A 24,619-nucleotide genomic window follows, 5' to 3' on the forward strand; every position below is an offset into this window, starting at 1 on the left:
ACTCTCAGGTCTGCGCCGCAGCGCAGACCTGTACCAGCAGCAACAAAAGATTACATCGTAAATACTTTACCACCTACCATCACTTCCTGGGTGGCTTCGTCAAAAGTGGCTTTCATACCAGTGCGGTAAGCCGCATTGCCCATGATCAGGGCGATGGAGTGAGAATACGCCGCTTCAATAGGAGCATTCGGCTGTTTGCGTTCCCGCACACAGGTCATCCAATTTCGTACATGCGCGCTCGTGAGTGCGTCACCTCCTGTATTGGCGCCTGTTTCCACCTTTTCCTGTGTATTCAGCGACAGTGAAGGCAACAGGTTGGCATGCATCCCCATTTCACTGGCTTCTCTTTCTGTGAGGCCGCCGGTACTGCTGATTTTGTTGGTAGACATATCGATGGTGCCACCATTGGAATAATAGATCTCTTTGGTACCACCGGCAGAGTTGTGGAAACGGCTGCTATACATCACCTGGAAACCTTTTTCAGGCTCATTGGCCGGACCGTAATCAAATACCGCTGTCAGCGTATCCGGATTTTTACGCCCATCATGCCACATATAAATACCTCCGTTGGCCACGGCGCTACGCGGGTGTTTCAGACCGCTGAACCAATGCACCGTATCAATCTGGTGCGTCATCCATTGACCAAAGATACCGGAAGAATAGGGCCAGAACAGGCGATACTCCAGGTATTTGCGCGGATCCCAGCTGTCCTGCGGACGACCGGCCAGAAAACGTTTCCAGTCGGTATCAGACTCCCGGATGTTTTTCACCAACTCCGGCCTTCTCCAGCGCCCTGGCTGATTTACGTTCCAGGTCATTTCTACCATGGTGATGTCCCCAAACTTCCCTTCCTGAATGAAGTTAGCTGCCGTATGATAACTGCCGCCACTACGCCTTTGTGTGCCCACCTGCATGATCTTTCCGGATTCCTTCACCGCCTTGAGCGCATTGCGGGCATCTTCCATCGTTTCCGCAAAAGGTTTTTCACTATACACATCACACTTGTTCTTCACCGCTTCAATTGTATGATAAGCATGCTGGAAGTCGGCCGAAGCAATAAATACGGCATCCAGGTTTTTAATACGGTACAACTCATCATTATTCATACAGGCCTGTACGTTATGCCCCGTTTTCTCCTGCAGGAAAGCCTTGCCCTCCTCCCGGCGACGGTTCCAGATATCTGATACGGCTATCAGATCGAAGTTCAGTTCCTTGTTGTGGCTGAAGAAAGAAGGTAGCAATGCCTGACGGGCCCGGTCCGAAAATCCGACCAGCCCTACATTTACCCGGTCGTTGGCGCCCATGATACGGGCATAACTGCTGGCTGGCATGCCCATGGCTGTAATGGTAAGTCCTGCGCCGGCCATCAGCGATTGTTGCAGAAATTCCCGCCTTGTTTTTTTGGTGGATGTCATTGTAGCGTATTTTATTTTTTTCGGGAGATATGATATACTTCTTTTAATTGCTCCTGCAGATAAACCACGGCTGCTGCGTATTCCCTGGCGGGGTCTGTCCACTTGCACTCCATCATGATACGCCCTTCATAACCTATTTTTTTCAGCGCAGCCAGATAAGGCCGGAAGTCTTCCCCCGCAACACCTGGTGCGGTGCGTTTTTCTCTTTCCGCAATATGGCAATGCACCAGGTTGCCTCTGGCCTGTTCTATATTGATAGCCGGTTCATTTTCGCGGAGCATATGGTATATATCTGCTGTCAGCCGGAAATTGGGATGGGCTATCGCTGTCACCAGGCGGTTGCCTTCGGCGACGGTGTTGATGAAGTTGGTTTCGGTAGCATTCAGATTTTCCATGGCAATGAGACAGTTATGCTGCTGCGCGATGGTGGCCATTTTGCGGGCCAGCGTAATAAACCGGTCCCTGGCCGCCACCGGGTCTGCCCCTTCCGGTATCTTACGCGCCTCTCCGCTCCCCAGTACTATCAACCTGATTCCGGCTTTCTCTGCCCTGCGCATCACGGTGTCTACATACCCCAACACCCAGGCCTCATCTACCGAAGGGCCCATCAGTTTAAGATAACCGGGAATAAAAACATTGCAGCTCTGCACCTGACAGTGTGCAGCTTTTAGTTTTGAGAGGTTGACTTCAAACTGAGCCTCACTCAGCGCCGGCGACAGCAGCTTGCGGACTGTCTCTTCCAGGAAGGTAAAGCCGGCAGCCCTGGCCAGACTGTCATTTTCTATGGAAGTAGCAATACCGATGACTGGCAATCTCGTTTGTGCATTCGATTGCAAAAAACAGGAAGCGCCTGCGAAAAACAGGCATATCAACATACTTTTCATAAAGTGGAAGACCCGGATAAAAACTGGTCTGACGAAAAAATAATAATTATCCGGGAGAAATCAAAGCCCTGCACTTTTCTTTACGACCGCAACAACTCCAGCAAAGGCTCTACCTGCCGCCGGTAATCGTGCTGCAGGTCTTCATGCAGTCCCACGACTACCTTCACAATCTTCTTCAGCTGTGCTGCATATAAATTTTGCAGCACCGTACTGTGCTTCGACAACAATCCCGAATCCTTCAGGCATTCACAGAAATAAATCAGCAACTCCGCCTCTGCCGGTTTGGAACCCATATACCGGATATGTTTGTTAGTGATGCGCAGTATTTTCCGCAACCGTTTTTTAGCGTTATGCAGATTACTTCCCTTCATCTCTTCAAAACCTGCGTCTATCTCAGTTTTCACGGAATTGATATATCCCTGCTCATCATCTGCATCAAACAACAAATAAGTAAGCAGTTCTTTGTTTTCTTTTTTATACTTCGCTAATCGTAAACATAATGCTGCCAGCTGTGCCGGTGGCACTGTTGCCAGTTCTTTCTTTAATTCATTAATAGTCGCCGTTTTCATATGATATCTCTCTGCCTTAAGATCCCGAAAATACAATTAAATAGCATGGTACAACACCTATGTCCAACACTACACTGCATAATTAACTAAATTGCATCTCACTATAAAACCCCATTACTCACTCTAAACAGCCTCAGACTATGAAAACAATTCATGTACTGGCAGTGGCCGCATGGTGCCTGCTGGCAGTTACTACCACCTCCGCACAAAAGATAGACACCGCGGCTATCCACAGGGCCTGGATGACCTACATGACTCCTGGCCCCGAACATGATCGACTGGCCAAAATGAATGGCGACTGGGCCTGCGAAATAACTATGTGGAAAGGACCTGGTGCGCCACCGGAAAAAACAACCGGCACCTGCCGCAATACCATGGTCATGGGAGGACGCTATCAGGAAGGCCGCGTCACTTCTCAAATGGAAGGCAAACCCTTTGAAGGCCTCAGCACTACTGCTTACGACAATTCCCGTAGAATGTTCCTCAACACCTGGATCGACAATATGGGAACCGGTATCATGATGCTGGAAGGCAAATGGGACCCGACCATCAGCGGTATCGTATACACAGGAAAATGTCACGATCCCATTAGTCATAAAATGATAGACCTGCGCCAGGTATATAAATTCCAGGACGATAACAACTATACCCTGGAAGCATATCGCGTGATGAATGGCAAGGAAGTGAAGGATATGGAAGTAAAATTTAAACGCCAATAGGCTCCCGGGGCAGCAGCCCCGGTTAAGCTGCAGTAGTCTGCATAATGTCCATATACACCTTCCGGCAATAAAGAGCCCAGCTCAAAAGGCATCGGGCATTGTTGTCTTTCGCCCATCAAAACACGTAAATATCAAAACGAATATAAAGAAATAGGGTACGGATATTAATTCCAGCAACACCTGCTGATCTTAACTCCCTACTTTTGAACCGTCTGCTATTGATCCCGGTATCATACCCGAAAAAAGGCCACACGCCTATTTCCGGAAACAGGAGTCCTTCCTCTTTCAGCAGGCTCCCCCATTTATGAAAAAAATATCTAGTCATATAGTTTGTTTTCCTGGAAAGCCCTATTTGTTGTTTTTAGCTGTTTTGCCGACCTTTCAATTCTTTGTTGATAACCTTACAGGTATTGCCCAATGGGTAATACCTGATTTTTTTATTACATTTAAAGAAATAACTCATATTAGGAAACTATGATCCGCACGCTGATTATCGATGATGAACCTGCCATCCGGAAAGACCTCGAATGGCTGATGAAGCGCTACCCCGATTTTGTGGTGCTGGGTAGTTGCGGCAGCATCGCGGAAGCCAGGGTGATCATCCCCAGTACAGAACCGGAATTGCTGTTGCTCGACATAGAACTGGCCGATGGCACCGGTTTTGACCTGTTACAGGAATTTCCCGACCGGAACTTCCGTATCATATTTATCACTGCGTATAACGAACACGCCATCAAAGCCATCAAATTCGGGGCTTTTGATTATCTGCTGAAACCTGTGGATGAAGAAGAACTGGTGGAAACGCTTAAACGACTTGTTGCGGAAAGCCCAGTGAATACCCGCACACAGATCGATATTACCAGGGGCCATCTTCAGCAGAAGAAGTCCGGGCTGGTGAACCGTATAGTCCTCCGTTCCTCCCAGTACCTGCAGGTGGTGCCTTTCGAAGAAATATTGTATTGCCAGAGCGATGGCAGTTATACCACTTTCTATCTTACCGGTAATAGAAAGGTAATGGTCTCCCGTCCTATCAAGGAATATGATGAGCTATTACCCGAAAGCTGGTTTATCCGTATCCATCAGTCCTATATCGTTAACCATCATTTTATAGACCGCTTCCTGAAAGACGGCATACTGGTTCTGAAAGACGGAACACAGATACCGGTTTCGGCGCGTAAACGAGAATACGTCAGGCAGTTCCTGATGGGTGATCATTAATTCTTTTTTGCATGCATAGCAGCCATCGGCCTTTTTTGCTTTTCCTCCTGCTTTCCGGCATCTGTAGCTGCCGGCAGCAGCCCCCGTCCTCTACTCCAGCCGTCACACCCGTATTTACAGCTGCCCAGGTGGTAGGAGCCCCTTCTGTTTATCAGGAATATTACAACAAAGGTGATTATCAAAATGTGCTCCGTATCCTGGATTCAACCTCCAATACAGCCCTCAGCGAACAGGATGAAAAACAGATGTGGAAGGCCGCAGCCGTACAAGGCCTGAAAGAGCTGGAATCCCGGCAACAGCAGATGCTGGACCTCAGCCGGCAATACAACTATCACCAGCAGATTATTCTGGTCCTCATCATGTTCCTGCTGGCACTGGGTATTTTTACCACTCTCCTTCTCATCCGGCAGCGCAGGCTGGTGACCGCAAAAATGAGCCTGGAACTTGAACAACGCCTGCTGCGCAGTCAGATGGAACCCCATTTTATTTTTAATACCCTCTCCGTTTTACAGAGCTTCATCCGCCGTGATGAGAAAGACAAATCCGTCAGGTACCTCAACAAATTCTCGCGGATGCTGCGCCTCACCCTCGAAAACTCCCGCCATAGCCTGGTACCGCTGCACCGGGAAACCGAAGCCATTGAAAACTACCTCAGTCTGCAGGTGGTACGGTTCGATAACGTGTTCGACTATACGATACAGGATATCCCCGAAGAAGACAGCAGTGATATCTGTATTCCGCCAATGCTGTTGCAGCCCTTCGTGGAAAACGCCATCCAGCATGGCATGCGTAACATAGCGCATCATGGTCATATCAGCATTACCCTGGAACTGAAGGAAGACATCCTGCACTGTATAATCGAAGATAATGGCCAGGGATTACAGCCGGTGAAGAAAAAGGAAAAACATACGCTTTCCGGCACCATCGTGCGTGAGCGGCTGAAAATGCTGAGTCATCAGACCGGTAAAACCGCCACCCTGACGATCACCGACAAACAAACAGAAGGTCGTACAGGCGTAAGGGTTACCCTCATGATTCCTGTCCAGCGATGCTAACGTGCCAGTTGCCTTTTATCAAACATAGACAACGTGGTTGTCATTCTGATGGGCTCGTTTTCCCAACGGGAAATATGTCATATGCAGAAAAAAAAAGTATTATTTTTTGGTTACGGTGAACAAATACAGTAATTACTGCTTATTATTGATACCTATTTGTTAAGTGAATGCATACCGAGATACCTGTGATATGATAGATGATCCATACCCCAAAAGCAAAACCATCATTCATTCATCACCATAAAAACCATTTCCCATGGCTGCATTAAATCCTTATCTCAACTTCGATGGTAATTGCGAAGAGGCCTTCAACTTTTACAAAAGCGTATTTGGCGGTGATTTTACCAATCTCACCCGTTTCAGTGATGTTCCCAAAGAATACCAGGCCAGTCCGTCAGACGGTCAGCTGGTGATGCACGTGTCATTACCGATCAGCAATGGTTCTGTGCTGATGGGCAGCGACCGTCCGCCATACATGGGGGCTGTTACCAAAGGTGACAGTTGTTATCTTTCCATCACCACCACCAGCGAGGAAGAAACTCAAAAACTTTTCAATGGCCTTTCTGCCGGAGGCAAAGTACTCATGCCACTGGACAAAACATTCTGGGGCGCCTATTTTGGTATGTTCTCAGATAAATACGGTGTGCTGTGGATGGTGAACTACGATTACAACCAACCCGGCTGATTTTTGTGGTCTTTCCGATACTCCCGGTCAGCACCGGGAGTATCCGTTTATCCAGCATCGTCTAACCCTCAAAATCCAATATTTTATGGGCAACAGGACATATTTAATGATCAAGACCGATCCGGAAAACCAGGAAGTACTGTTCGAAGGCAATAACAGCCTGGCGTACTTCTGGCTGCTGTTACTGGAAAAGCACGATATTGAACGTGTGAAACCTGCCTTTCAGATGTTATACGAAACAGCAGATGAATCCATGGACGGAGAACCGATTGATACAGACATCCGGATTTCCCGGAGCAAGGCCCTTCAAAACGGGGCTGCGCACCGGTCTTATATCGGAACCGTTTATCCTGCCTTGTTGCCGTTATACGACGAATGGCTGGCTTACCTGGCTGCTGCGCCCTCCCATGATGATATATTGTATATAGACCTCGAAGAGTTCAGTGGTTTTTATGCCAACGTGAATCAGTTTCTGGAAGAATTACTGAGTTTTTATACCCATGTAAAAGAAGGTGCTGCCTATTTTGAACCGGTGATCTCCTCCACTACAGGCTGGGAGGCTATCGGTAGAAAACAGTTTTATGAATTTTCCGCGCATTACCGCAGCACGCCGGAAACCATCCCTTACCGGAAAAGAATAACGTCCGGCCAGCCCATTTCCGCGGGTTACAAACTGTTGCTCTGGATCTGGGGAATCGTCAGCGTTGGACTCTTTGCCACCGGCATTTATGCCATCACCCGTTTTCAGGCGCTCTGGTCAAAAGTGCTGGCAGCCCTGGTTATTCTGGCCGGTGTTTTACTATTGATCATCGGCGGTTTTACCCGTATCTATGAACGAAGCCAGCAGAAAAAAGCCGCTCCCTGACAGCCTCCTTTCTTCTTTACGTTTACGGAGATAATCGTTAATAGCGTAACTTAGACACGGATGACTATAAAGAAGAAATGATGCAACTTGCCCTTTACCAGATTGATGCCTTCACTGATCGTTTGTTTGCAGGTAATCCGGCCTGTGTTATGCCACTGGAACACTGGCTTCCCGATGAGGTCCTGCTGAAGATAGCCCGGGAAAATGCGGTGGCGGAAACCGCCTTTTTTATTCCGGAAGGAAATGATTTTGCCCTTCGCTGGTTTACACCTGAAATTGAAATGGACCTCTGTGGCCATGCCACGCTGGCTACGGCCCACGCTATCCATACCATCCTGCAGCATCCCGGTGATGAGCTGCGTTTTCATTCCCGTAGTGGTCTGCTGAAAGTAAAGGTAGAAGGTGCCCGTTATGTGCTGGAATTCCCTTCCCGTCCGCCGGTACCGGCTGAGCTGCCGGAGAGCATCCGGCTGGCACTGGACCGTATGCCCGTAGCCGTTCTCCGATCCAGGGATTATGTGCTCGTATATGCGTCTGAGACAGATATCCGGGAGATACAGATAGACCGGCAGATACTGGACCGTATCAACCTGGACCCTGGTGGTGTGGTGATCACTGCTCCGGGTAGTGACTGTGATTTTGTATCGCGTTTTTTTACGCCGCAGGCTTCTATATTTGAAGATCCCGTAACCGGCTCGGCCCATTGTTCACTGATTCCTTACTGGAGCGGACAGCTGGGCAGAAAAGAGCTGCTGGCCCGGCAATTATCTGACAGAGGAGGAACCTTGTATTGTGCAGATCAGGGAACAATTGTTAAGATCGCTGGTGAGGCAGTGACTTATTTCACAGGGACCTGCCGGGTGAATTGGTGAAACGGCGACGAAACCAATATTTTGAATTTCAATTATTTACACAAATAATATTTCAAAGTGGATATAGCGGTAACATCATAAGTGCGTATATTCGCAACAGTTTTTTTGTTAATCTTTAAATATGTTAAAATAATTACCCTATTATGTGATAAGTTTTTGTTAAATTTAGCTTAACGACACACACCTAAGGATGGAATATGATTGTAAGGTTCCAGTCCCTACCGCCCAGATTAACCATAAAAGACTCATCTCTAGCTAACCTCAACAATGAAAATTTGCACTGCAGATGAAAGAAATCACTGTATTATTCAAATCACTCCTTCATTTAGGGACCAGTAAACGCTATGAGAAGGAAGATAATCACCGGATTGTTAAAATCAACATCATTACTGCTTTACTGATCGTATTGAGTTTAGGACTCGGTTCGGCTTACTGGATTCTCTCAGGATACTTCTCCATTTTTGTGGCGACTGTTATTGAGAGCATTGTATTTTTCGGGGTGCTTTATCTTAATAAAAAGAAAAAGCATGTGGCCGCAGGGATCACACTTCAGATGATCATCAATCTGGCAATCATCTATTATGGGCTTACCCTGTCTGCAGCTGTGGACCCCATCTGGCTTACACTTTTCCTGCTGATTTGCTGCCTCTCCTTTATCAAAGTAGGCGCGGCCCAGACGTATTGCCTGGTTATTTCAGCAGTATCCCTGTTATTCCTGGAGCTGAACCGCTCCATGCATTTTGTGCCGCCGCTGGACTTTAGCCCCGGGATGCTCAACTTCATCTATTATTGTACGGCATTTACAGTGCTGACACTTACTTCCGTTTCACTGGTATCTCTTGTACATTATAATGCCAAACTGTTTCATACCATCAGCCAGCGTAACCTTCAGCTGACCGCCCTCAACCGCGACCTGCATACCGCCAATACACGGTTGGAGCAACAGGTAAAGGAAAGAACGGCCAACCTGGAAAAAGCTGTCACCGCTAAAAATATATATGTACGTGAACTCACCCATGAGCTGAGAACACCGCTGAATGCCATCTACAGTATCGCCCAGCTGAAACTGCTATCCGGCAAAGACAAAGGCCAGAGCGAGAAAAAAATTGACGAAGACCTGTTCATCGCCTGCCGTAACCTGCAAAGCCTGATCAACAACACCCAGGACAAATGTAAACTGGACTCCGGCAACTTCGATGACGTCAAAAAGGAATCCATCCTGCTCTTCAGCTGGATCACCAATATCGTCAACATCTATCAGTATTTCGCCAATGAAAAAAGAGTGAAGATAGAACTGGAAGTACAGCCCAACTTCCCTTCCGCCATCCTGGAAGACAGTATCAAGCTGACAAAAATCGTGAACAACATCTTGGTGAATGCCATCAAGTTCACCCGTTCCAATACCAGCATTTTCCTCCGCATCTACCGCGATGATACCCACTGGTACATTGCCGTAAAAGACCAGGGCGCCGGCATTTCACCTGACAGGATCTCCACCCTGTTCAAGGAATTCACCCGCACCACCATCAACTTCGCCGAGGGCAGCGGCCTGGGCCTCAATATTACCAATCACCTCGTAAAAATACTGGGTGGTACCATCCAGGTACGCAGCATTATGGAAGAAGGAACAGAATTCGTAGTAACCTTACCGTTAGTGCCCTTTACCGGCGAAGTCAAATCCGCTAGCATTGAACTCCGGGAAAACAACCTGATTTCCTTTGAAGGCAAAAAGATACTGGTGGTAGAAGATGACATCATGACCCAGCGTTACCTGTCTCTCCTGCTCAGCAAACGTGGTTTCTCCATCATGCATGCCGACAACGGACACGAAGCCATTAACAAAGCATTTAACCAGCCCGATATCATCATCCTCGACATGAGCCTGCCCGGCAAATCAGGAAAGGATGTACTCATAGAGCTGAAATCAACACCCACATTAAAAAATATACCTGTCATAGCCGCATCGGCGGATACCGATGAAACAAATATTCAGGAAATTCTACTGGAAGGAGCCTGCGATTACATGATCAAGCCTATCGACTTCAATATCCTGATTGATGTATTGGTGAAAAACCTTCTAACAGGAGCAATCGTTAAAAATTAGTTTTAAGCAGATATCAACCGTTACAACCGTTTCAACCATTTCCCTTTTAACTCGCGTATACCTGCGCGAATAGGTACCTTTTTGTTTATCACCGATTGTCTATGTTTATGAATCAAACCGAAACTGCCAAGATTGTCATTCCGAGGCTGTACTGCCCCTTTTCCACCAGTATCAGCCCTTACGTGGAGCTCGTTTCCACCCACACATTCGACTTCCTCCACAAATACCAGCTGCTGAACAGCACGGAGGAAGAACGTCATTTTGCCCGGTATAAAATGGCCTGGATGACCTGCCGTACTATGCCGGAAGCTGACTTCGAACTGCTCTGTTGTATAGACAACCTATACAGCTGGCTGTTTGTGCTGGACGAGCAACTGGACCATGTAGATCCTTCCACCGCTTATATCCGGGAAGAAAACTATCTCCAGCAACTCGTGGATGGCTTTTCTTATGTGCTCAAACACAAGGTGTCTGCCATCGACAACAAATTTTTTCACGCCCTCAGTGATATCTGTATCCGCCTGGACGCGATGAGCAGGCCCAGCTGGCAGTCGCAGTTCCAGATCAGTGTACAGGCCACCTTTGAGGCAGCCATCTGGGAAGCCAAAAACAATAAAAACAGGGAAAGACATCCAACGGTGGCGCAGTACATGCATATGCGCCTGTTTTTCTCTGCAGCCAATATCGGTACCGATATCAACGAGCTGGCCACCGGCGTATGGTTACCCATGTATGTGCTGCAGCATCCCGACATCGTACACCTCACCTCCCTCGCCAGAAGAGTGGTATGCTGGGCCAATGACGTGTTCTCACTCCGCAAGGAACTGGAACACGGCGACGAGCACAATCTGGTGATGATGCTCAAATACCACCACAACACTACCCTCGAAGAGGCAGTGTTGATGGCGGCATCTGTTCATGATAAAGAAATAAGTGAATTTGTATCCTGCAGAGCGGCGTTACCGGATTTTGGGGAAGAACTGAATAAAAGGATACAAGTGTATGTGAACGGACTGGAGACAATGATCGCCGGCTTCTTTCACTGGAGCATTACAGATACTCCCAGATATAACCCCTATTGATATACGTTCACTGTCGAGAACGTGACCGGTAATTTTGTAAAGCCCGTAATAATCGTACTGGGCGTCATTTCAATCTTCACTCCCTCTTTTATCCGGAGATCCCTGATCCGGGAGAACACCACTTTTAATGCTATTTCTGTTTCCATTTTAGCCAGTGGCACCCCAAAGCAGTAATGGATACCATGCCCGAAACTGAGGCTTTCTGCATGGTTGGGGCGTCTGAAATCAAATTTGTCCGGTTCAGGGAATACTTCAGGATCATGGTTGGCAGCTATCAGCCAGATGTTGAGATAATCTCCTTTTTTGATCTGCTGCCCGTGCAACTCCAGATCATGTTTGGCCACCCTTGTCATGGATTTGGCAGAAGGAAGCACCCGCAATACTTCATTGATAATATTGTCAAAATCTTCAGGATGATCCAGGTAGTGGTCCAACACTTCCGGATGATGACAGAAAGTATAGGCAATGTTACCCAGCAGTGAAGAAGTGGTTTCAAAGCCAGCCAGGAACATACCTACTACTGTGCCCAGCAAATCTTCATTGTTAAGTCTTTCACCATTCACTTCCGATGCCAGCAGATGAGAGATCAGATCATCCTTCGGTTCCACCCTTCTCATTTCAACCATTTTGTCGAGATAGTCTGCAATCTGTTGTTGCGCTGCAAACGATGCCTGCATCTCTTCCATTGTTTTTACATTGGTGACGATAGTGGTGACCCAGCTATGCACCAGCTGATGATCTTCCGCCGGAATGCCCAGCAATTGGGCAATCACGCGGTTGGGCAATGCAATGGCAAAATCGTGGATAAAATCCATCTCCCCTCTTTCGAGCAGCGGGTCGATAATGTCTTCGCACTGTTGCCGGATCCAGTCTGCATGTTTGGAGATAACCGATGGTACAAACACTTTAGCTACCAGGGACCGAAGTTTTTTGTGATCGGGCGGATCGCTCTGGTTGAGGTTTCTGCCCATGATGTTTTTTCCGAGGTTAGGAATAAATAAATTGGAAAAGGAATTATAATCACCCAACACTTGTTTCGCTTCCTTATGCGAAAAAATCTGCCACGCGCCTTGCACGCCGTAGTAAAAAACAAAGTCCGGATCATATACAACCGGATTTTCAGCTCTCATTTTTGCAAACCAGGGAATTGAATTAGGAGAAACCATATGTGATAGCATTTTATGCGGGCATCACATGAAATGCCCGCTGGTACAAGAAAAACGGTGATAAAACAAGTTAAAAACGGTGATAAACAGATATCTCATTAAAGAAACAAAAAGCAGGAAAACTTACACCATGTGTTGAATTAACTATGTGTTAACTGACCGTTAAGCGGTGATATTTTACGAATAAACCTGATGATGTCAATCTGATAGAATCCTTATCAATTGCGGGAAAGCGCTTGTTTCAATTAATAAAAATATTACCTTTCAACTTTGTTAACAACATCATTATCCCCTGTCATTTATGGTAACCAAAAAGAATGCAAAAACCGCCGTTTTACCAGACGAACTAGCAAATATCCTGCATGATCTGCTACGGGATGCAGAAGGGTTAAGGGAATCTGACGTGCAGCTGGCAGCCAATACTACAGCAGCTGCCTGGGCACTGGTACCGGAGCCCAAATTTGATAACAAATATACGTATCTGGTGTTGAGCAATCATATCCCTTACCTGTTATCAGCCGGTCGTTTACATGAAGCACATAATCTGGCCGGTCAGTGGGCGGCAGATGTAGAAGGCAGTGGAGAGCCAATCAGGGAAACCAAACCTTATATTTTGCTGGGTGCCTCCCTGTTGTATCTTCAAAAAACGGCACAGGCTAAAACCATCTTCCGCATGGCGAGGCGTTATGGGGTGCGGATGCACGAATTTCAGGGGATGCCGCGTTTTTACCGGGCCATTGCCGATGGCAAACTAAATGACGAAGTTGTCATCCAGCAGTATTTTCAGCAGGAAGTAATACAGGCCGAACGGACCCGGCATGCCACCACATCTGCTGAGATAACGACCGATATTACCCGTCAGATCGAAGCATTAAACACCAAAGGCCACGAAGCCTATGATGAACGCAACTATGCAAAGGCCGCCAGGATATGGATACAGGCACTGGACCTCATTCCCTCTCCACAAGAGTATTTCAGCGACAGCGGCTGGCTCAACACCGCTATCGGTGATGCCTGCTTTATGCTGAAAAAATACCAGGAAGCCCTGCAATACCTGCTGGCAGCCAAATCCAATATTGTAGAAAACGGATCGCTCAACGCCTTTACCATGCTAAGGCTGGGCCAGATCATGCTCGAAACCGGTGAAGAACATGAAGCCCGGGAATACCTGATGCGGGCACATTTGCTGGGGGGAACAAAAATATTTGAAAAAGAAGATGCCAGATATCTTGAACTGGTAAAACACCAACTGGAACTGAAGAGCCAGTCCACAAGCCACTGATGAACAATTAGCCGGAATTGGTTGTTCCCTACAGGACCATCTATTCCTGATCTAAAATCATTTCCATGAAAAAACTGTTTTATCTGCTCTTCACTGGACTGACAATAGCTTCAGCCTGTCAGAATACACAACAAAAAGATGAAAAAGCTGCAAGGGAAAAAGCAAATGAAGCAGTCAACGCTGCTGACGCATCCGCTGCCCAACAGGCTGCCAGCGATTCAAACGCTGTCAACGCAGTAGTTGCTGCCATCCAGTCCAATATCGACCATGCGATGTCGAAAATAGCCATGCCGGATTTCCAGAAAGCCAACGCCCGAAGCCTGGCCGAAGATTTCCATAAGTATCTTTCCAAACTGGTCAATACCAACAGCGGAAAAAAAGCTAATGAATATATGGACAAGCTCAATGACCTCAAAAAAGAATACGATAAAAAAGTAACAGATGAAAAACTGGATCCCGCTGATAAGAAAAAGCTGGAGAAATATATAAGCGACATGCTGAGCGCCGTGGAAAACGCCAATCCGTAATCCGCAACGCCATATACCATAACGATGGCCTGTGCAGCAGTTTGCACAGGCCATCGTTGTTTACTGGCAAGCAAATAATTACTACGTATATACCTCACCGTTACACCCTGTTAACATTACGCTGGCAGAAAATCTGCTTTCTCCGCCCATACCGATCCGGGATAACTGCTTCTCAGTTCCTGCCAATAAGGTACCAGTGCATCGAAATCCTTGCGAGCTGCAAAAAACGCCGCCACACCAGACCAATACAAAGCCTCCTGATGCAGGGAAGGATATTCACTGCTATAAGGCAATTCCTGCAACAAAGGAATAGCTGCTGCCGGCTGTCCGATGCGTACCTGCAGCATCGCTTTGCCCAGTGTCAGTTCGGCGATGAACTGATGCGGAGACAGATAACCGGCCACCTGTCGGATCACACGGCCATCCGGCGTGTACATAAACAACGCCGGGGTCCATATCAGGGCATGCACCAGATACTTGTCTGAAAATGCCTTGGTGAGATTACCGGTATTGTATTTTACCAGCACATAGTTTTGTTCCAGGTATTCCTGTACCGACTCATCTTCGTAGGTAAGTTCCTCCATCCGCTGGCAGCCTTTACAGCCTACAGACCAGAAGTCGATCAATACAGCCTTTTTAGTGGCCCTGGCCAGTTTAAACGCCTCATCCACGTTGTGTTCTGTGAAGTGTTTTACGGTTGTTTGCATAAAATGAATTTTATGATTCAAAGGTAGCAGCACTACATCCATTATAAAAATGAATAGTTTTCTTATTTTTGATGAAAATCTCTCATGATCACAACCAATGATCTTCAGCTGGTAGCACATATTGTGGAACAAGGTTCCCTTACCCGTGCTGCTGATAAAATGTTTCTGACACAGAGTGCACTGAGTCATCAGTTGAAAGACCTGGAAAAGCGGACAGGCATGCAGTTGTTTGAGCGGGTCAACAAAAAACTGTTGCTGACACCTGCCGGCAGAAGGATCATGGAGAGTGCCACCAGTATATTACCACAACTGACCCGGCTGCAGGAAGACATACAGGCCTGCCGCAAAGGCCGGGTACACAGCCTGCGCATCAGTACGGAGTGTTATACCAGTTATCACTGGTTGCCGCGTATTATCAGTCAGCTGAGGGCCCTGCATGCAGAAGTGGAGATATCGATAGTAGTGGCGGCCACACAGAAGCCACTGACCTATCTGATGAACGGGGAGCTGGACCTGGCCATCATCAGTAACCCGGCCTCCCATCCGGCCATTCAGACCCAGTCTTTATTTTCCGACAATCTGGTGGCGGTACTGCCCGGCCGGCATCCGTTGGCTGGCCGCAAATCATTATCTGCCGAAGATTTTGCCACCGAAAACCTGCTGGCCTATGATGTGGCCGAAGAATCCGGTGCCTACAGTGTGCTGCAGCAGTTCTTCCGGGAATCACCTCCTGCCAGCATCACCCGGCTGCAGCTGACAGAAGCCATCGTGGAAATGATCCACGCCGGCATGGGCATTAGTATCTTCGCCAACTGGGCCATCGCCCCCTATCTGAAAAACAGGGACCTCGTGACCCTGCCACTGAAGTCACCACTGCGCAAACGCACCTGGAAAGCCGCCTACCTGGACAAACAAAATCCGCTGATCCGGCAATTTATCAGTCACATCCGGCAACATTTCAAACCGGAATAAATAACTTACTTTAGTTGCAAAAAAAGATGCGTTACCTATACGTTACCCTGTTATGCCTGCTGGCAACCGCCTCCCTCAAAGCCCAGTCCGACACAGCCGCCGTAAAACATGCTGTAGATAAATTATTTACCGCTATGCACAACAGCGACAGCGCCACATTAAAGGAATGTTTCTCCCCTAATGCAGTATTCCAGACCATCAGTAGCGAAAATGGAAAAACGGAAGTCAAAAACGTGTCCGTGGCCCGTTTTGCGGAGGTGATCGGTAAAACGCCCAAAGGAGATGCCGATGAACGGATCACTTACGGAGCCATACATATCGATGCAGCCCTGGCATCCGTCTGGACACCCTATCGTTATTATTATCAAGGCCAGTTCCATCACTGTGGGGTCAATGTATTTCAGCTCGTAAAACTCAACGGGAAATGGAAAATCCAGTATGTCATTGACACCCGCCGCAAAGATGCCTGCGTAGAAGAGGAAAAGGCAGGACAATAGCCTGTACTCATTTATAAAACACTTTTAGAACGAGGCTGTATCAAAGTATGATGCAGCCTCGTTTTATTGAGATATATCATCGTTTAAGTAATTCTCAGGGGGCTTATTTACTTTTGATACATCCCCCCGTCTGTTTTTTATCTTCCCCACACCGTTTATCCGGTCCTGCCACCGGTAATAAAGATTTATGTTAGTAGTTACTATTACCTATTTGTATACGAAACTATTCGTACTACTTTTACCCAAAATTCAATATTCCCCAAATGATGAAACGATTATCCATTTATGCCTTTGTCATGTTAGTTTATGTTACTACTTACATAAATAATGCATTCTCACAAGCCACGCCTGCATTCTACGCGATTAAAGGCACTTTCGCCACAGCAGACAACAGTCCTGCAAAAGATGTAGTAGTACAGCTGATGACAGCAGCCGACAAAAAACTGGTCAAACTGGAATATACCGACGCACAAGGTAATTTCAACTTCGATCGTATACCAGCCGGCGAATACCTGGTGGCCACTCAAAGCATGGCCTATGCGCCCTGGCTGTCGGCCCCCATTACGCTGCATCAGACCATTCAGCTGGGCACTATCAGGTTACAGTCTACCTCCACCACCCTGCGCGAGGCCAATGTGGTGGCAGCCAAACCATTCATCCAGCAGCAGTACGACAAAACAGTTCTCAATGTAGCCGGCTCCATCTCAGCAGCCGGCAGCACCGCCCTTGAAGTATTGGCCAAAGCGCCAGGTATTACCTTAGACCAGAATGACAATATCGCCATGCGCGGTCGTCAGGGTGTGCTCTTCATGATAGACGGCAAACTGGTACCCATGTCAGGACAGGAGCTGGCCAACCTGCTCCGGAGTCTGTCTGCCAACCAGATCGAAAAAATAGAACTGATTACCAACCCCTCTGCCAAATATGATGCTGCAGGTACTTCCGGCATTATTGATATCCGCCTCAAAAAAGGGAACAACAATGGCACAAACGGTAATGTATCCCTCAGCTATGGTCAGGGTAAATACTCCAGACTGACCCCATCACTCAATTTCAACAGTAAATTCAACAGACTCAATGTTTTCGGGGCTTATAGCTATTCATTCCGGCGCGACTTCCAGAAACTGAACATTGAGCGACAGTTCTACGATAACAGTGACCACTATACGGGGGGAAACAACTATGACAATTTATTCAATTTTCGCTTCAACAACCACAACGCGCGTATTGGAGCAGACTACAACCTAACGCCTGATATTGTGATTGGTATTGTTGCCAATGGTCTCTTCGGTAATAATAATATCGGTTCATACAGCGTTGCACAGTCTTTTGATGCACAAGGGCAGAAAGCCGGCAATTTCCTGACTATCGGTGATAATCATCCCGGCAGAAATAACAAGAGCATCAACCTTAACTACAGACATAAAATAGACACCACTGGTAAAGAGTTAACAATAGACCTGGATTACGCCGGTTTTAGCTCGGGCGAAATTCAAAACTACACCACCTCCTATACCAATCCCTCCAAACCTTCCTATCTGTTGTTTGGCGACCTTCGGGGTGACCTGAACATCAAATCCATAAAAGCGGATTACACCCAACCACTTAAAAGCATAGGGGCAAGGTTGGAAGCCGGTATCAAAAGCAGTTGGGTAAAGACAGACAATGATGTACAGTTCTTTGACAGAAGCAACGGCACCGATGTACTGGATATAGGCAAAAGTAACCACTTCCGTTACGATGAAAATATCAATGCAGCCTATCTCAACGCATCCAAAAAATGGTCCCGATTAAATATACAGATAGGACTGCGAGTGGAAAATACCAATGCGCAAGGTCTGCAGATCACCAACAAAGAGAGTTTTGATCGTCACTACACACAGCTCTTCCCCAGCGGCTATATTGGTTATACTTTCAATAAAACACATGACCTGGGTTTGTCGGTCAGCCGCCGCATCCACCGGCCCTCCTACAGAGAGCTGAATCCATTCAAGGTATTCCTGGACCCACTGACTTACTCTACAGGCAATCCTTACCTGGACCCGGAGATCACCCATTCCTTTGAGCTAACCCATACATTCCGGGAAAAGTATATTACCAAAATAGGCTTCAGTAAAACAACAGACAACATCATCATTGTACTGGCACCGGATGCGGAGCCCAATAGCGTTATCCAGACAGGCCGTAACCTTGCCCGGTACAACTATTACAACTTCAGTTTTGGCGCACCATTTACCGTTGGCAAATGGCTGAATAGCACCAACAATGCGCTGGTATATTACGGAGAGTACAAAGGGGATCTGGCCAATACCCGACTCAATTCCGGTAAGGTTACCTTCAACTTTAATTCCACCAACACCATCACCTTCGATGCCAATACCACCGCAGAGATCAGCGCCATATTTGAAAGTCCGGCCAATTATGGCTTTCTGGAGCTGAGAGAACACTGGTATGTCAACATCGGCGCTCAGCGGCAGTTATGGCATAAAAAAGCATCTGTCAAATTAAACCTGTCAGATATTTTTTACACTGACCGTGCCCTGGCCTCTACCCGCCTGACTGGTTACGGTGAGACTTTTTTACAGCGCCGGGATTCCCGCATACTGACCCTTACCTTCAATTATAAATTCGGTAATAACACCGGTAATGGCAGCAACAAAAAGACCGGTGGAGCAGAAGAGGAAAAGCGGAGGGCCGGGTAAAAATTGATATCTTAGTTCCATGAATCTCGTTAATGAACTGGAAGAACTGGCACTGGCCACCCGTCTGAAAAGGCTGAGCGATCGCCTTTCGCAGGATGTAAGCAGGATCTATAAAGAAGCCGGCCTGGCCTTTGAAGCACGATGGTACCTGATTCTGGAACTACTTGTCAGACAAAAACAACTGGGCATTACAGAGATATCTGAATCGTTGCAGCTCACCCATCCGGCGGTAGTGCAGTTTGTGGAGCAGATGCTTGCACATGGGCTGATCAAGACCACTACCGACAGCAAAGATGCGCGCAGAAGGCTGATTTCCCTGACAGCTGCCGGTAAACAGACCTATAAAAAACTCGGCCCTGTACTGACCGTGATCCGGGAAGAGAATAAGAAATGGCTGGAGGAAGCCAGTGCAAACATGCTGCAGGTATTGAATGAACTGGAGTTGGCGCTTGACCAGAAGAGCATGTACAAAAGGATCAAAATCAGCCTGCTCGAACAATCTGATATTTGATATATTTTATAAGCGGCCCAGGACTAAAGTCCTGGGCTATATTTGATTTATTGAGGCTGAGATTAGGTTGAGATTGGGCTGGGATTAGCCTTTTGAAATCTTGACCATTTTGTTGCCTTGCAGGATGGTGGTGCCGCTGCCGATGATCTTGATATCACCGAGGGTGGTATACATGCTCATGGTGGCGGAACGCATCTTCATGGCGTCAAGGGCTGTTTGTGTAATGTCTTCATGGGCTTCTTCACTGATGTTGGTGGCCGTCAGCGTATAGTCATCAAGGGCGGTCACCTTCACATCGGCACCAGCGGTGGTTTCCACATTCCTGCCGGCGTCCATACTTACATTTTCTGAAGCGACCAGATTAATATTTTTAGCGTTGAGGTTAATAGACTCCAACGCGGTGATATGGATATTTTTTCCGGCGGTATCCAGTTGGATGACGTTACCGTTTTTATCGGTGATGGTAATGCTTTCGGCGCCGTCGGTATCATCGAGGCGGATGGTGTGGCCGCTACGGGTGCGGATAGCTTTGATATTGTTCTGCGCATCGCCGTAGTCCGTTTTGGCGTCACCGTTATAGGCAGTGCCCATCACATAGGGAGCTTCCGGATTGCCATTTTCGAAGCCTACCCATACTTCTTCCCCGAGTTCAGGCACAAAATAAAACCCTTTACCACTGCCGCCATGGGGAGCGATAAGCCTGATCCAGGGCGTGGAGCCTTGTTGCTGCCAGCGGAAGCGGGCGCGGATGCGGCCCAGTCCTTTGGGGTCGTTGTTGTCAGTAACGATGGCGCTTTGCGGCTCACAGCCTGTTAAGGGCTGCAGGTTGATTTCAGGCATGGCCGTATCTGCCGGAATAGCTTCAAAGGTATTTTTATACAGGCCGTTTTCCGTACACATATGTTCCAGGCGGGTTACCACAAACTGGCCGTGGTTGGCTGCGCCGAATACACTTTCATTGATGGAGACGATATCGCCTATACGCAGAGCTGTATGCTGACTGGTACCTTTGAGCACCACCATCCGGGCCTGGCTCCCTCTTTTCTGCAGGAAGGTAGAGTAGTCCACTGTTTCCTTGGCAGCACTGTCGAAGCCGTGATTCAGCTTGTACAGGGAGGTTTTGCGGTATAAGCGGTCGCTCACCTCCTGCATATGGGCAGAATACTGGTTCATTTTTCCGGAGGGCTGCGCAGTGGTTTCATTTTCCACTACCTGGTTACGGCGGTATTCATAGCCGGTAAACCGGGTATTGTTGGGCTGTACTTCCAGGCCAAGGTCAAAATCGACCAGGTCTACCTGATGGGTCAGCGCCGTTTCCTGCGGGGTATAATCGCCGAATATGATTTTTTGTCCGTCGTAGAAATACCATTCGCCATAGCGGGCTGCCAGGCGTTTCAGAAAATGCTGGGTAGTTTCCTTGTATTGTACTATATATTTCAGCGCTCCGCCAGTGTTAGGATGGATGGATGGGGAGCTGCAGTAGGGACTTGCTCCTTTCATCGCCTGGGATACAATCTCCTGCAGGGATTTCATTTCAAAGCTGGCAATATGGGGATCATCTTCCAGCAGAATAGTGGGGCTGTATCCTTTAACGATACAGAAACCATGGGTGCCATCGCTTTCCTTACCGGTGTTGATACCGGTCACAATCCCGTTGAACTGCACCGGTTTATAAGCTGATGACGATTTTATCGGCTCAATGGTAATGCTGATCTCTTTTCCGAGGAACTCCCTACCGGCAGTAAACAGGCCTTCGCCCAGCTGTGAGAGCCAGTCATAACCAATCAATATCTCAAATGTATGATGCCCCTGAATGGTCTGCGACAGCCGCAGGGAATGAAAAGAGGAAAAACGGTTTTCGCCGATGGTAAAGGTGGTCCGGGTGTATAAAGACATGTTAACGCAGGATTAAACTGATGAATGATTGCTGGTTACTAACGAACGGGTTAAGACAAATATCTGGTCATAGTAAAGAAATGGTTTAATCAAATAACATCCTATTGCTTTGGAGTCCTAAGATAAGTCATTTAAAATAATTAAAATCACATTAAGAATAAATATAATTATTATTTGTTAATCCCAATAATTTACGATGCTATAAACAGAATTTTTCCGATCAAAATGCAAATTGCTTTTACAATATGATCATCCATGGATAAGGACCCTGTTTTCCAGTTCAGCGAGTACTTTGATAATGATTTTTTACAGGCACTATATGCGAACAACATTTCATACGCGATAGATTTGTTTGAAATAGTCTGTTACGCGACTACTCCCGACTTAATCAGTATCAGCACATATGTGGAAGCCGCTGACTGGGACCGTGTGAGATTCCATCTGCACAGATTGAAGCCCGATATGAGTATGGTAGGACTTCTACCACTTTCCCGCCGCATAAAGCAACTGGAAACCCAATTACTATTCAAGAATACTGCTACAGCGGCTGCCGATTTCTATGATATACAATCCGCCATGTTAGCAGCCATACCCTATGTCCGTGAGGAAATAAACAGAATGAAATTATACCTCAGTAGTCATTAAAAACTATATATGGACTTTTCAACCATCGGTACCAGTGCTTTAAAAAGCCTTACTTCCGTTTTCACAACAATATTCAATGCTTTCAGCAAACGGAAACTATTTCAGTTGCAGAAAAAAGATGCCCGGCAAAAACAGGTTAGTGATTACCTTTTAAATACCAGTACGGCCCATATCAATCAGCTGGACAACACGCTGCGTCAATACATATCTGTTGTGCAACGTACCAAAGACCAGCTGCGGGTGTTTATTTATACTTCCCACAACATGAGTAAAAAAAGGAAAGCAGCTACCCTTCATCTGCTCCGGGAAGAACTGATCAATTGTTACTCCGCTTCCAGGTCCTATTTCGACAGTACGCCTTATGGAGGTCATGCTCATCTTGTAAAAAGTGGTCTGCTGAACATTATCCTCGAGCTGGAATCATCCTGTGAATATGATCCTGAAAACCTGCTGGAGGCGATTAACCTTGTCACTTCCGACCAGGACCAGCTCTGCAAGGGCCTCGCCCGGTCTGTTCATCAGATGCGTCAGTCGCTGGAGCAAGCCCACTTGTAACCTATTACTTTGTCAATTAACAGTATGGTAGCAGCCCATCCACAAACTTTCTCCGACCTAAAATGTATGATCAGCCTGGAACCTACCTTCGGTTCAATAATGACGCGTATCTTTACCAGAGAAGGGATACAGACCTCCAGTATTGAAGTCGCAGAGGATTTTGAAAAACGGTTCGGACATCAATTCCCCGATTTTGTTTTGTTACACTGCCATAACAGAAAGGGGGATTTTAATATCGTAAAACAGGCCACCCATACTATCCATCAACTGCATCCCGGCTGCGTCATTTACATTACCTGCTCTTATGCTGTACAAGACTATTACGCCGACCGGTACCGATTTCATGAATACAGGTATGACCGGCTACTGAGTCTTCCTATTATGTTCTATGATATGCTGTTTAAACAGATTCGTAACGACATTAACAACAAACTTCTTTCCCTTTCATTGTCATAAAAAAGCCCCCATGCCATTGCATGAGGGCTAATTAAAATATGCCAGTGTAAGTTCCGGGCTGTTATTTAATGCCTGTCACGTTGATATGTTTGATAACTGAGCTGTCTCTGATTTCCTCACTGGCTATTTTAATGACGGTATCATTGATGGATAGGTCGCCAAATACTTCGGTCTGGTCATCTGCCTTGCGGCCTGTTTTTACCGGCACCCATACGGCTTTACTGTTCACTACCTTGATCACATATACGCCCTGGGTGGAATTGAGCACCGCTTTGGAGGGCACTACAAAAGCCTTGTCGCTGCCGGTAAGCGGGATAGCTACTTCAGCTACCATGCCGGGCAGCAGTTTTTTATCTTCGTTGGTCACGTCCATCTCGATGCTCTGGGAACGCAGTCTTTCATCGAGGGCACCTGAGAGCCTGCTTACTTTAGCGGTAAACACCTCATTGGGCTGGGATTTGGTAGTGAATTTCACTTCACTGCTATGGCTGAGATAACTGTTGTATGCTTCGGGGATGCTTACCACCAGACGCAGCTTTTTCTGCTCCTGCAGGGTAAATATCGGCAAATCAGAGCCTTTGCCTGCGGGGCCTACATAGGCGCCGGCACTCACATTTCTTTTGCTGATAACACCACTGAACGGCGCCCTGATCTCCAGGTAGTTGCGGGTATCTCCCACTTCGCGGTAAGACGCTTTGGCCGCCTCCAGCTGTGCCAGGTCTGACTTCTGTTTGGCGTAAGCGATATCGAGGTCGTTCTGAGAAACGGTACCGGGGGTTTTGCTGGTCTCCAGCAAACGGTCGTATGTAGCTTTGCTGGACAGGTAGATAGCTTCCTGGGATTTGAGTCTGGACTCGGCTCCGGAGAGCTGGGAGTTCAGCTCGGGCGCTTCCATGGTCACCAGCAGCTGGCCTGCCTTCACTTCACTACCTACGTCTACATATAATTTTCTGACGAAGCTGCTTACTTTAGCGTATAGGTCTACCCGTTGGAAAGCTACCAATTCACCTGGAATTTTTATTGAAGATGACAGTTGTCCCTGTTGCAGGGTAAAGGCCTCCAGGGCCGGAGCGGGGGCCGCTCCTTCCTTGTGCTCCTTGTCATCCCTGGCCTCTGAAGAGCCACAGCTTTGCAGGGCGGCAGCAGACACGCCAACGGATAAAAATATGAGGGCAAATTTTGATGCTGGTTTCATAAAACGATTTTTATTTCCTGTGATTCTCATGGTATTATTT

Annotated in this window: 24 protein-coding genes; 17 read left to right on the forward strand and 7 right to left on the reverse strand. The window is 47.3% G+C overall.

Annotation, left to right across the window (positions count from 1 at the left end; genetic code table 11):
- Window positions 1–50 precede the first annotated feature (50 nt).
- From KD145_RS05140 to KD145_RS05150, 3 genes are all read right to left on the reverse strand, one after another.
- Entirely contained in the window at window positions 51–1,415 is a 1,365-nt protein-coding gene (locus KD145_RS05140) for a Gfo/Idh/MocA family protein (protein ID WP_212004836.1), read from the reverse strand.
- A gap of 11 nt (window positions 1,416–1,426) precedes the next feature.
- The gene (locus KD145_RS05145) at window positions 1,427–2,299 is read right to left on the reverse strand and encodes a sugar phosphate isomerase/epimerase (RefSeq protein WP_212004837.1); all 873 of its coding nucleotides are present in this window, start codon (window positions 2,297–2,299) and stop codon (window positions 1,427–1,429) included.
- A gap of 80 nt (window positions 2,300–2,379) precedes the next feature.
- On the reverse strand, window positions 2,380–2,868 hold the full coding sequence (locus KD145_RS05150) for a hypothetical protein (protein ID WP_212004838.1): 489 nt from the start codon (window positions 2,866–2,868) through the stop codon (window positions 2,380–2,382).
- Window positions 2,869–3,008: 140 nt separating this feature from the next.
- On the opposite strand from KD145_RS05150, the gene KD145_RS05155 reads away from it, so the two are divergent.
- The 8 genes from KD145_RS05155 to KD145_RS05190 all read left to right on the forward strand — a co-directional run bounded on the left by KD145_RS05155 (window position 3,009) and on the right by KD145_RS05190 (window position 11,468).
- A complete protein-coding gene (locus tag KD145_RS05155; protein ID WP_212004839.1) occupies window positions 3,009–3,587 on the forward strand; it encodes a DUF1579 domain-containing protein in 579 nt (192 codons plus the stop codon).
- Window positions 3,588–4,061: 474 nt separating this feature from the next.
- Complete coding sequence (locus KD145_RS05160) at window positions 4,062–4,805, forward strand: LytTR family DNA-binding domain-containing protein (protein WP_212004840.1); 744 nt, start codon at window positions 4,062–4,064, stop codon at window positions 4,803–4,805.
- Between the two features lie 11 nt (window positions 4,806–4,816).
- Window positions 4,817–5,860: a sensor histidine kinase gene (locus KD145_RS05165; protein WP_212004841.1), complete on the forward strand. Its 1,044-nt coding sequence runs from the start codon at window positions 4,817–4,819 to the stop codon at window positions 5,858–5,860.
- A 256-nt stretch (window positions 5,861–6,116) separates the two neighbouring features.
- Window positions 6,117–6,545, forward strand: a complete 429-nt coding sequence (locus tag KD145_RS05170) for a VOC family protein (RefSeq protein ID WP_212004842.1) — start codon at window positions 6,117–6,119, stop codon at window positions 6,543–6,545.
- A gap of 85 nt (window positions 6,546–6,630) precedes the next feature.
- Window positions 6,631–7,410 carry a hypothetical protein gene (locus KD145_RS05175; protein ID WP_212004843.1) on the forward strand — a complete coding sequence of 260 codons (780 nt, stop codon included), beginning with the start codon at window positions 6,631–6,633 and terminating at the stop codon, window positions 7,408–7,410.
- Between the two features lie 77 nt (window positions 7,411–7,487).
- Complete coding sequence (locus KD145_RS05180) at window positions 7,488–8,282, forward strand: PhzF family phenazine biosynthesis protein (RefSeq protein ID WP_212004844.1); 795 nt, start codon at window positions 7,488–7,490, stop codon at window positions 8,280–8,282.
- Window positions 8,283–8,568: 286 nt separating this feature from the next.
- On the forward strand, window positions 8,569–10,386 hold the full coding sequence (locus KD145_RS05185) for a hybrid sensor histidine kinase/response regulator (RefSeq protein WP_212004845.1): 1,818 nt from the start codon (window positions 8,569–8,571) through the stop codon (window positions 10,384–10,386).
- A 107-nt stretch (window positions 10,387–10,493) separates the two neighbouring features.
- Window positions 10,494–11,468, forward strand: coding sequence for a hypothetical protein (locus tag KD145_RS05190; RefSeq protein WP_212004846.1), 975 nt, complete (start codon window positions 10,494–10,496; stop codon window positions 11,466–11,468).
- Here the strand turns inward: KD145_RS05190 and KD145_RS05195 are convergent.
- The gene (locus KD145_RS05195; RefSeq protein ID WP_212004847.1) at window positions 11,462–12,598 is read right to left on the reverse strand and encodes a cytochrome P450; all 1,137 of its coding nucleotides are present in this window, start codon (window positions 12,596–12,598) and stop codon (window positions 11,462–11,464) included. The genes KD145_RS05190 and KD145_RS05195 overlap by 7 nt on opposite strands.
- A gap of 337 nt (window positions 12,599–12,935) precedes the next feature.
- Here KD145_RS05195 and KD145_RS05200 point away from each other — a divergent pair, with 337 nt between their 5' ends.
- Together KD145_RS05200 and KD145_RS05205 are read left to right on the forward strand one after the other, a co-directional pair.
- Window positions 12,936–13,916: a tol-pal system YbgF family protein gene (locus tag KD145_RS05200; protein ID WP_212004848.1), complete on the forward strand. Its 981-nt coding sequence runs from the start codon at window positions 12,936–12,938 to the stop codon at window positions 13,914–13,916.
- Between the two features lie 65 nt (window positions 13,917–13,981).
- Complete coding sequence (locus tag KD145_RS05205) at window positions 13,982–14,443, forward strand: hypothetical protein (RefSeq protein WP_212004849.1); 462 nt, start codon at window positions 13,982–13,984, stop codon at window positions 14,441–14,443.
- 116 nt (window positions 14,444–14,559) lie between these two features.
- Here KD145_RS05205 and KD145_RS05210 read toward each other — a convergent pair whose 3' ends face one another.
- Window positions 14,560–15,150 (reverse strand): thioredoxin family protein, encoded by a 591-nt coding sequence (locus KD145_RS05210; RefSeq protein WP_212004850.1) that lies wholly within the window; start codon window positions 15,148–15,150, stop codon window positions 14,560–14,562.
- Window positions 15,151–15,234: 84 nt separating this feature from the next.
- On the opposite strand from KD145_RS05210, the gene KD145_RS05215 reads away from it, so the two are divergent.
- From KD145_RS05215 to KD145_RS05230, 4 genes are all read left to right on the forward strand, one after another.
- Window positions 15,235–16,122 (forward strand): LysR family transcriptional regulator, encoded by an 888-nt coding sequence (locus KD145_RS05215; RefSeq protein ID WP_212004851.1) that lies wholly within the window; start codon window positions 15,235–15,237, stop codon window positions 16,120–16,122.
- Between the two features lie 26 nt (window positions 16,123–16,148).
- A complete protein-coding gene (locus KD145_RS05220; RefSeq protein ID WP_212004852.1) occupies window positions 16,149–16,619 on the forward strand; it encodes a nuclear transport factor 2 family protein in 471 nt (156 codons plus the stop codon).
- A gap of 263 nt (window positions 16,620–16,882) precedes the next feature.
- Entirely contained in the window at window positions 16,883–19,321 is a 2,439-nt protein-coding gene (locus KD145_RS05225; RefSeq protein WP_212004853.1) for a TonB-dependent receptor, read from the forward strand.
- Window positions 19,322–19,340: 19 nt separating this feature from the next.
- Window positions 19,341–19,832, forward strand: coding sequence for a MarR family winged helix-turn-helix transcriptional regulator (locus KD145_RS05230; RefSeq protein WP_212004854.1), 492 nt, complete (start codon window positions 19,341–19,343; stop codon window positions 19,830–19,832).
- Between the two features lie 84 nt (window positions 19,833–19,916).
- On the opposite strand, the gene KD145_RS05235 is transcribed toward KD145_RS05230, so the two are convergent.
- Window positions 19,917–21,728, reverse strand: a complete 1,812-nt coding sequence (locus KD145_RS05235) for a type VI secretion system Vgr family protein (RefSeq protein ID WP_212004855.1) — start codon at window positions 21,726–21,728, stop codon at window positions 19,917–19,919.
- 255 nt (window positions 21,729–21,983) lie between these two features.
- On the opposite strand from KD145_RS05235, the gene KD145_RS05240 reads away from it, so the two are divergent.
- The 3 genes from KD145_RS05240 (at window position 21,984) to KD145_RS05250 (ending at window position 23,384) form a co-directional block, all read left to right on the forward strand.
- Window positions 21,984–22,373 (forward strand): Hpt domain-containing protein, encoded by a 390-nt coding sequence (locus tag KD145_RS05240; protein ID WP_212004856.1) that lies wholly within the window; start codon window positions 21,984–21,986, stop codon window positions 22,371–22,373.
- Between the two features lie 9 nt (window positions 22,374–22,382).
- Window positions 22,383–22,928: a hypothetical protein gene (locus KD145_RS05245; RefSeq protein WP_212004857.1), complete on the forward strand. Its 546-nt coding sequence runs from the start codon at window positions 22,383–22,385 to the stop codon at window positions 22,926–22,928.
- A 66-nt stretch (window positions 22,929–22,994) separates the two neighbouring features.
- Window positions 22,995–23,384 (forward strand): hypothetical protein, encoded by a 390-nt coding sequence (locus KD145_RS05250; RefSeq protein WP_212004858.1) that lies wholly within the window; start codon window positions 22,995–22,997, stop codon window positions 23,382–23,384.
- 61 nt (window positions 23,385–23,445) lie between these two features.
- Here KD145_RS05250 and KD145_RS05255 read toward each other — a convergent pair whose 3' ends face one another.
- Window positions 23,446–24,579 (reverse strand): efflux RND transporter periplasmic adaptor subunit, encoded by a 1,134-nt coding sequence (locus KD145_RS05255; RefSeq protein WP_212004859.1) that lies wholly within the window; start codon window positions 24,577–24,579, stop codon window positions 23,446–23,448.
- Window positions 24,580–24,619 lie beyond the last annotated feature (40 nt).

The organism is Chitinophaga sp. HK235 (assembly GCF_018255755.1).
Lineage (GTDB): Bacteria > Bacteroidota > Bacteroidia > Chitinophagales > Chitinophagaceae > Chitinophaga.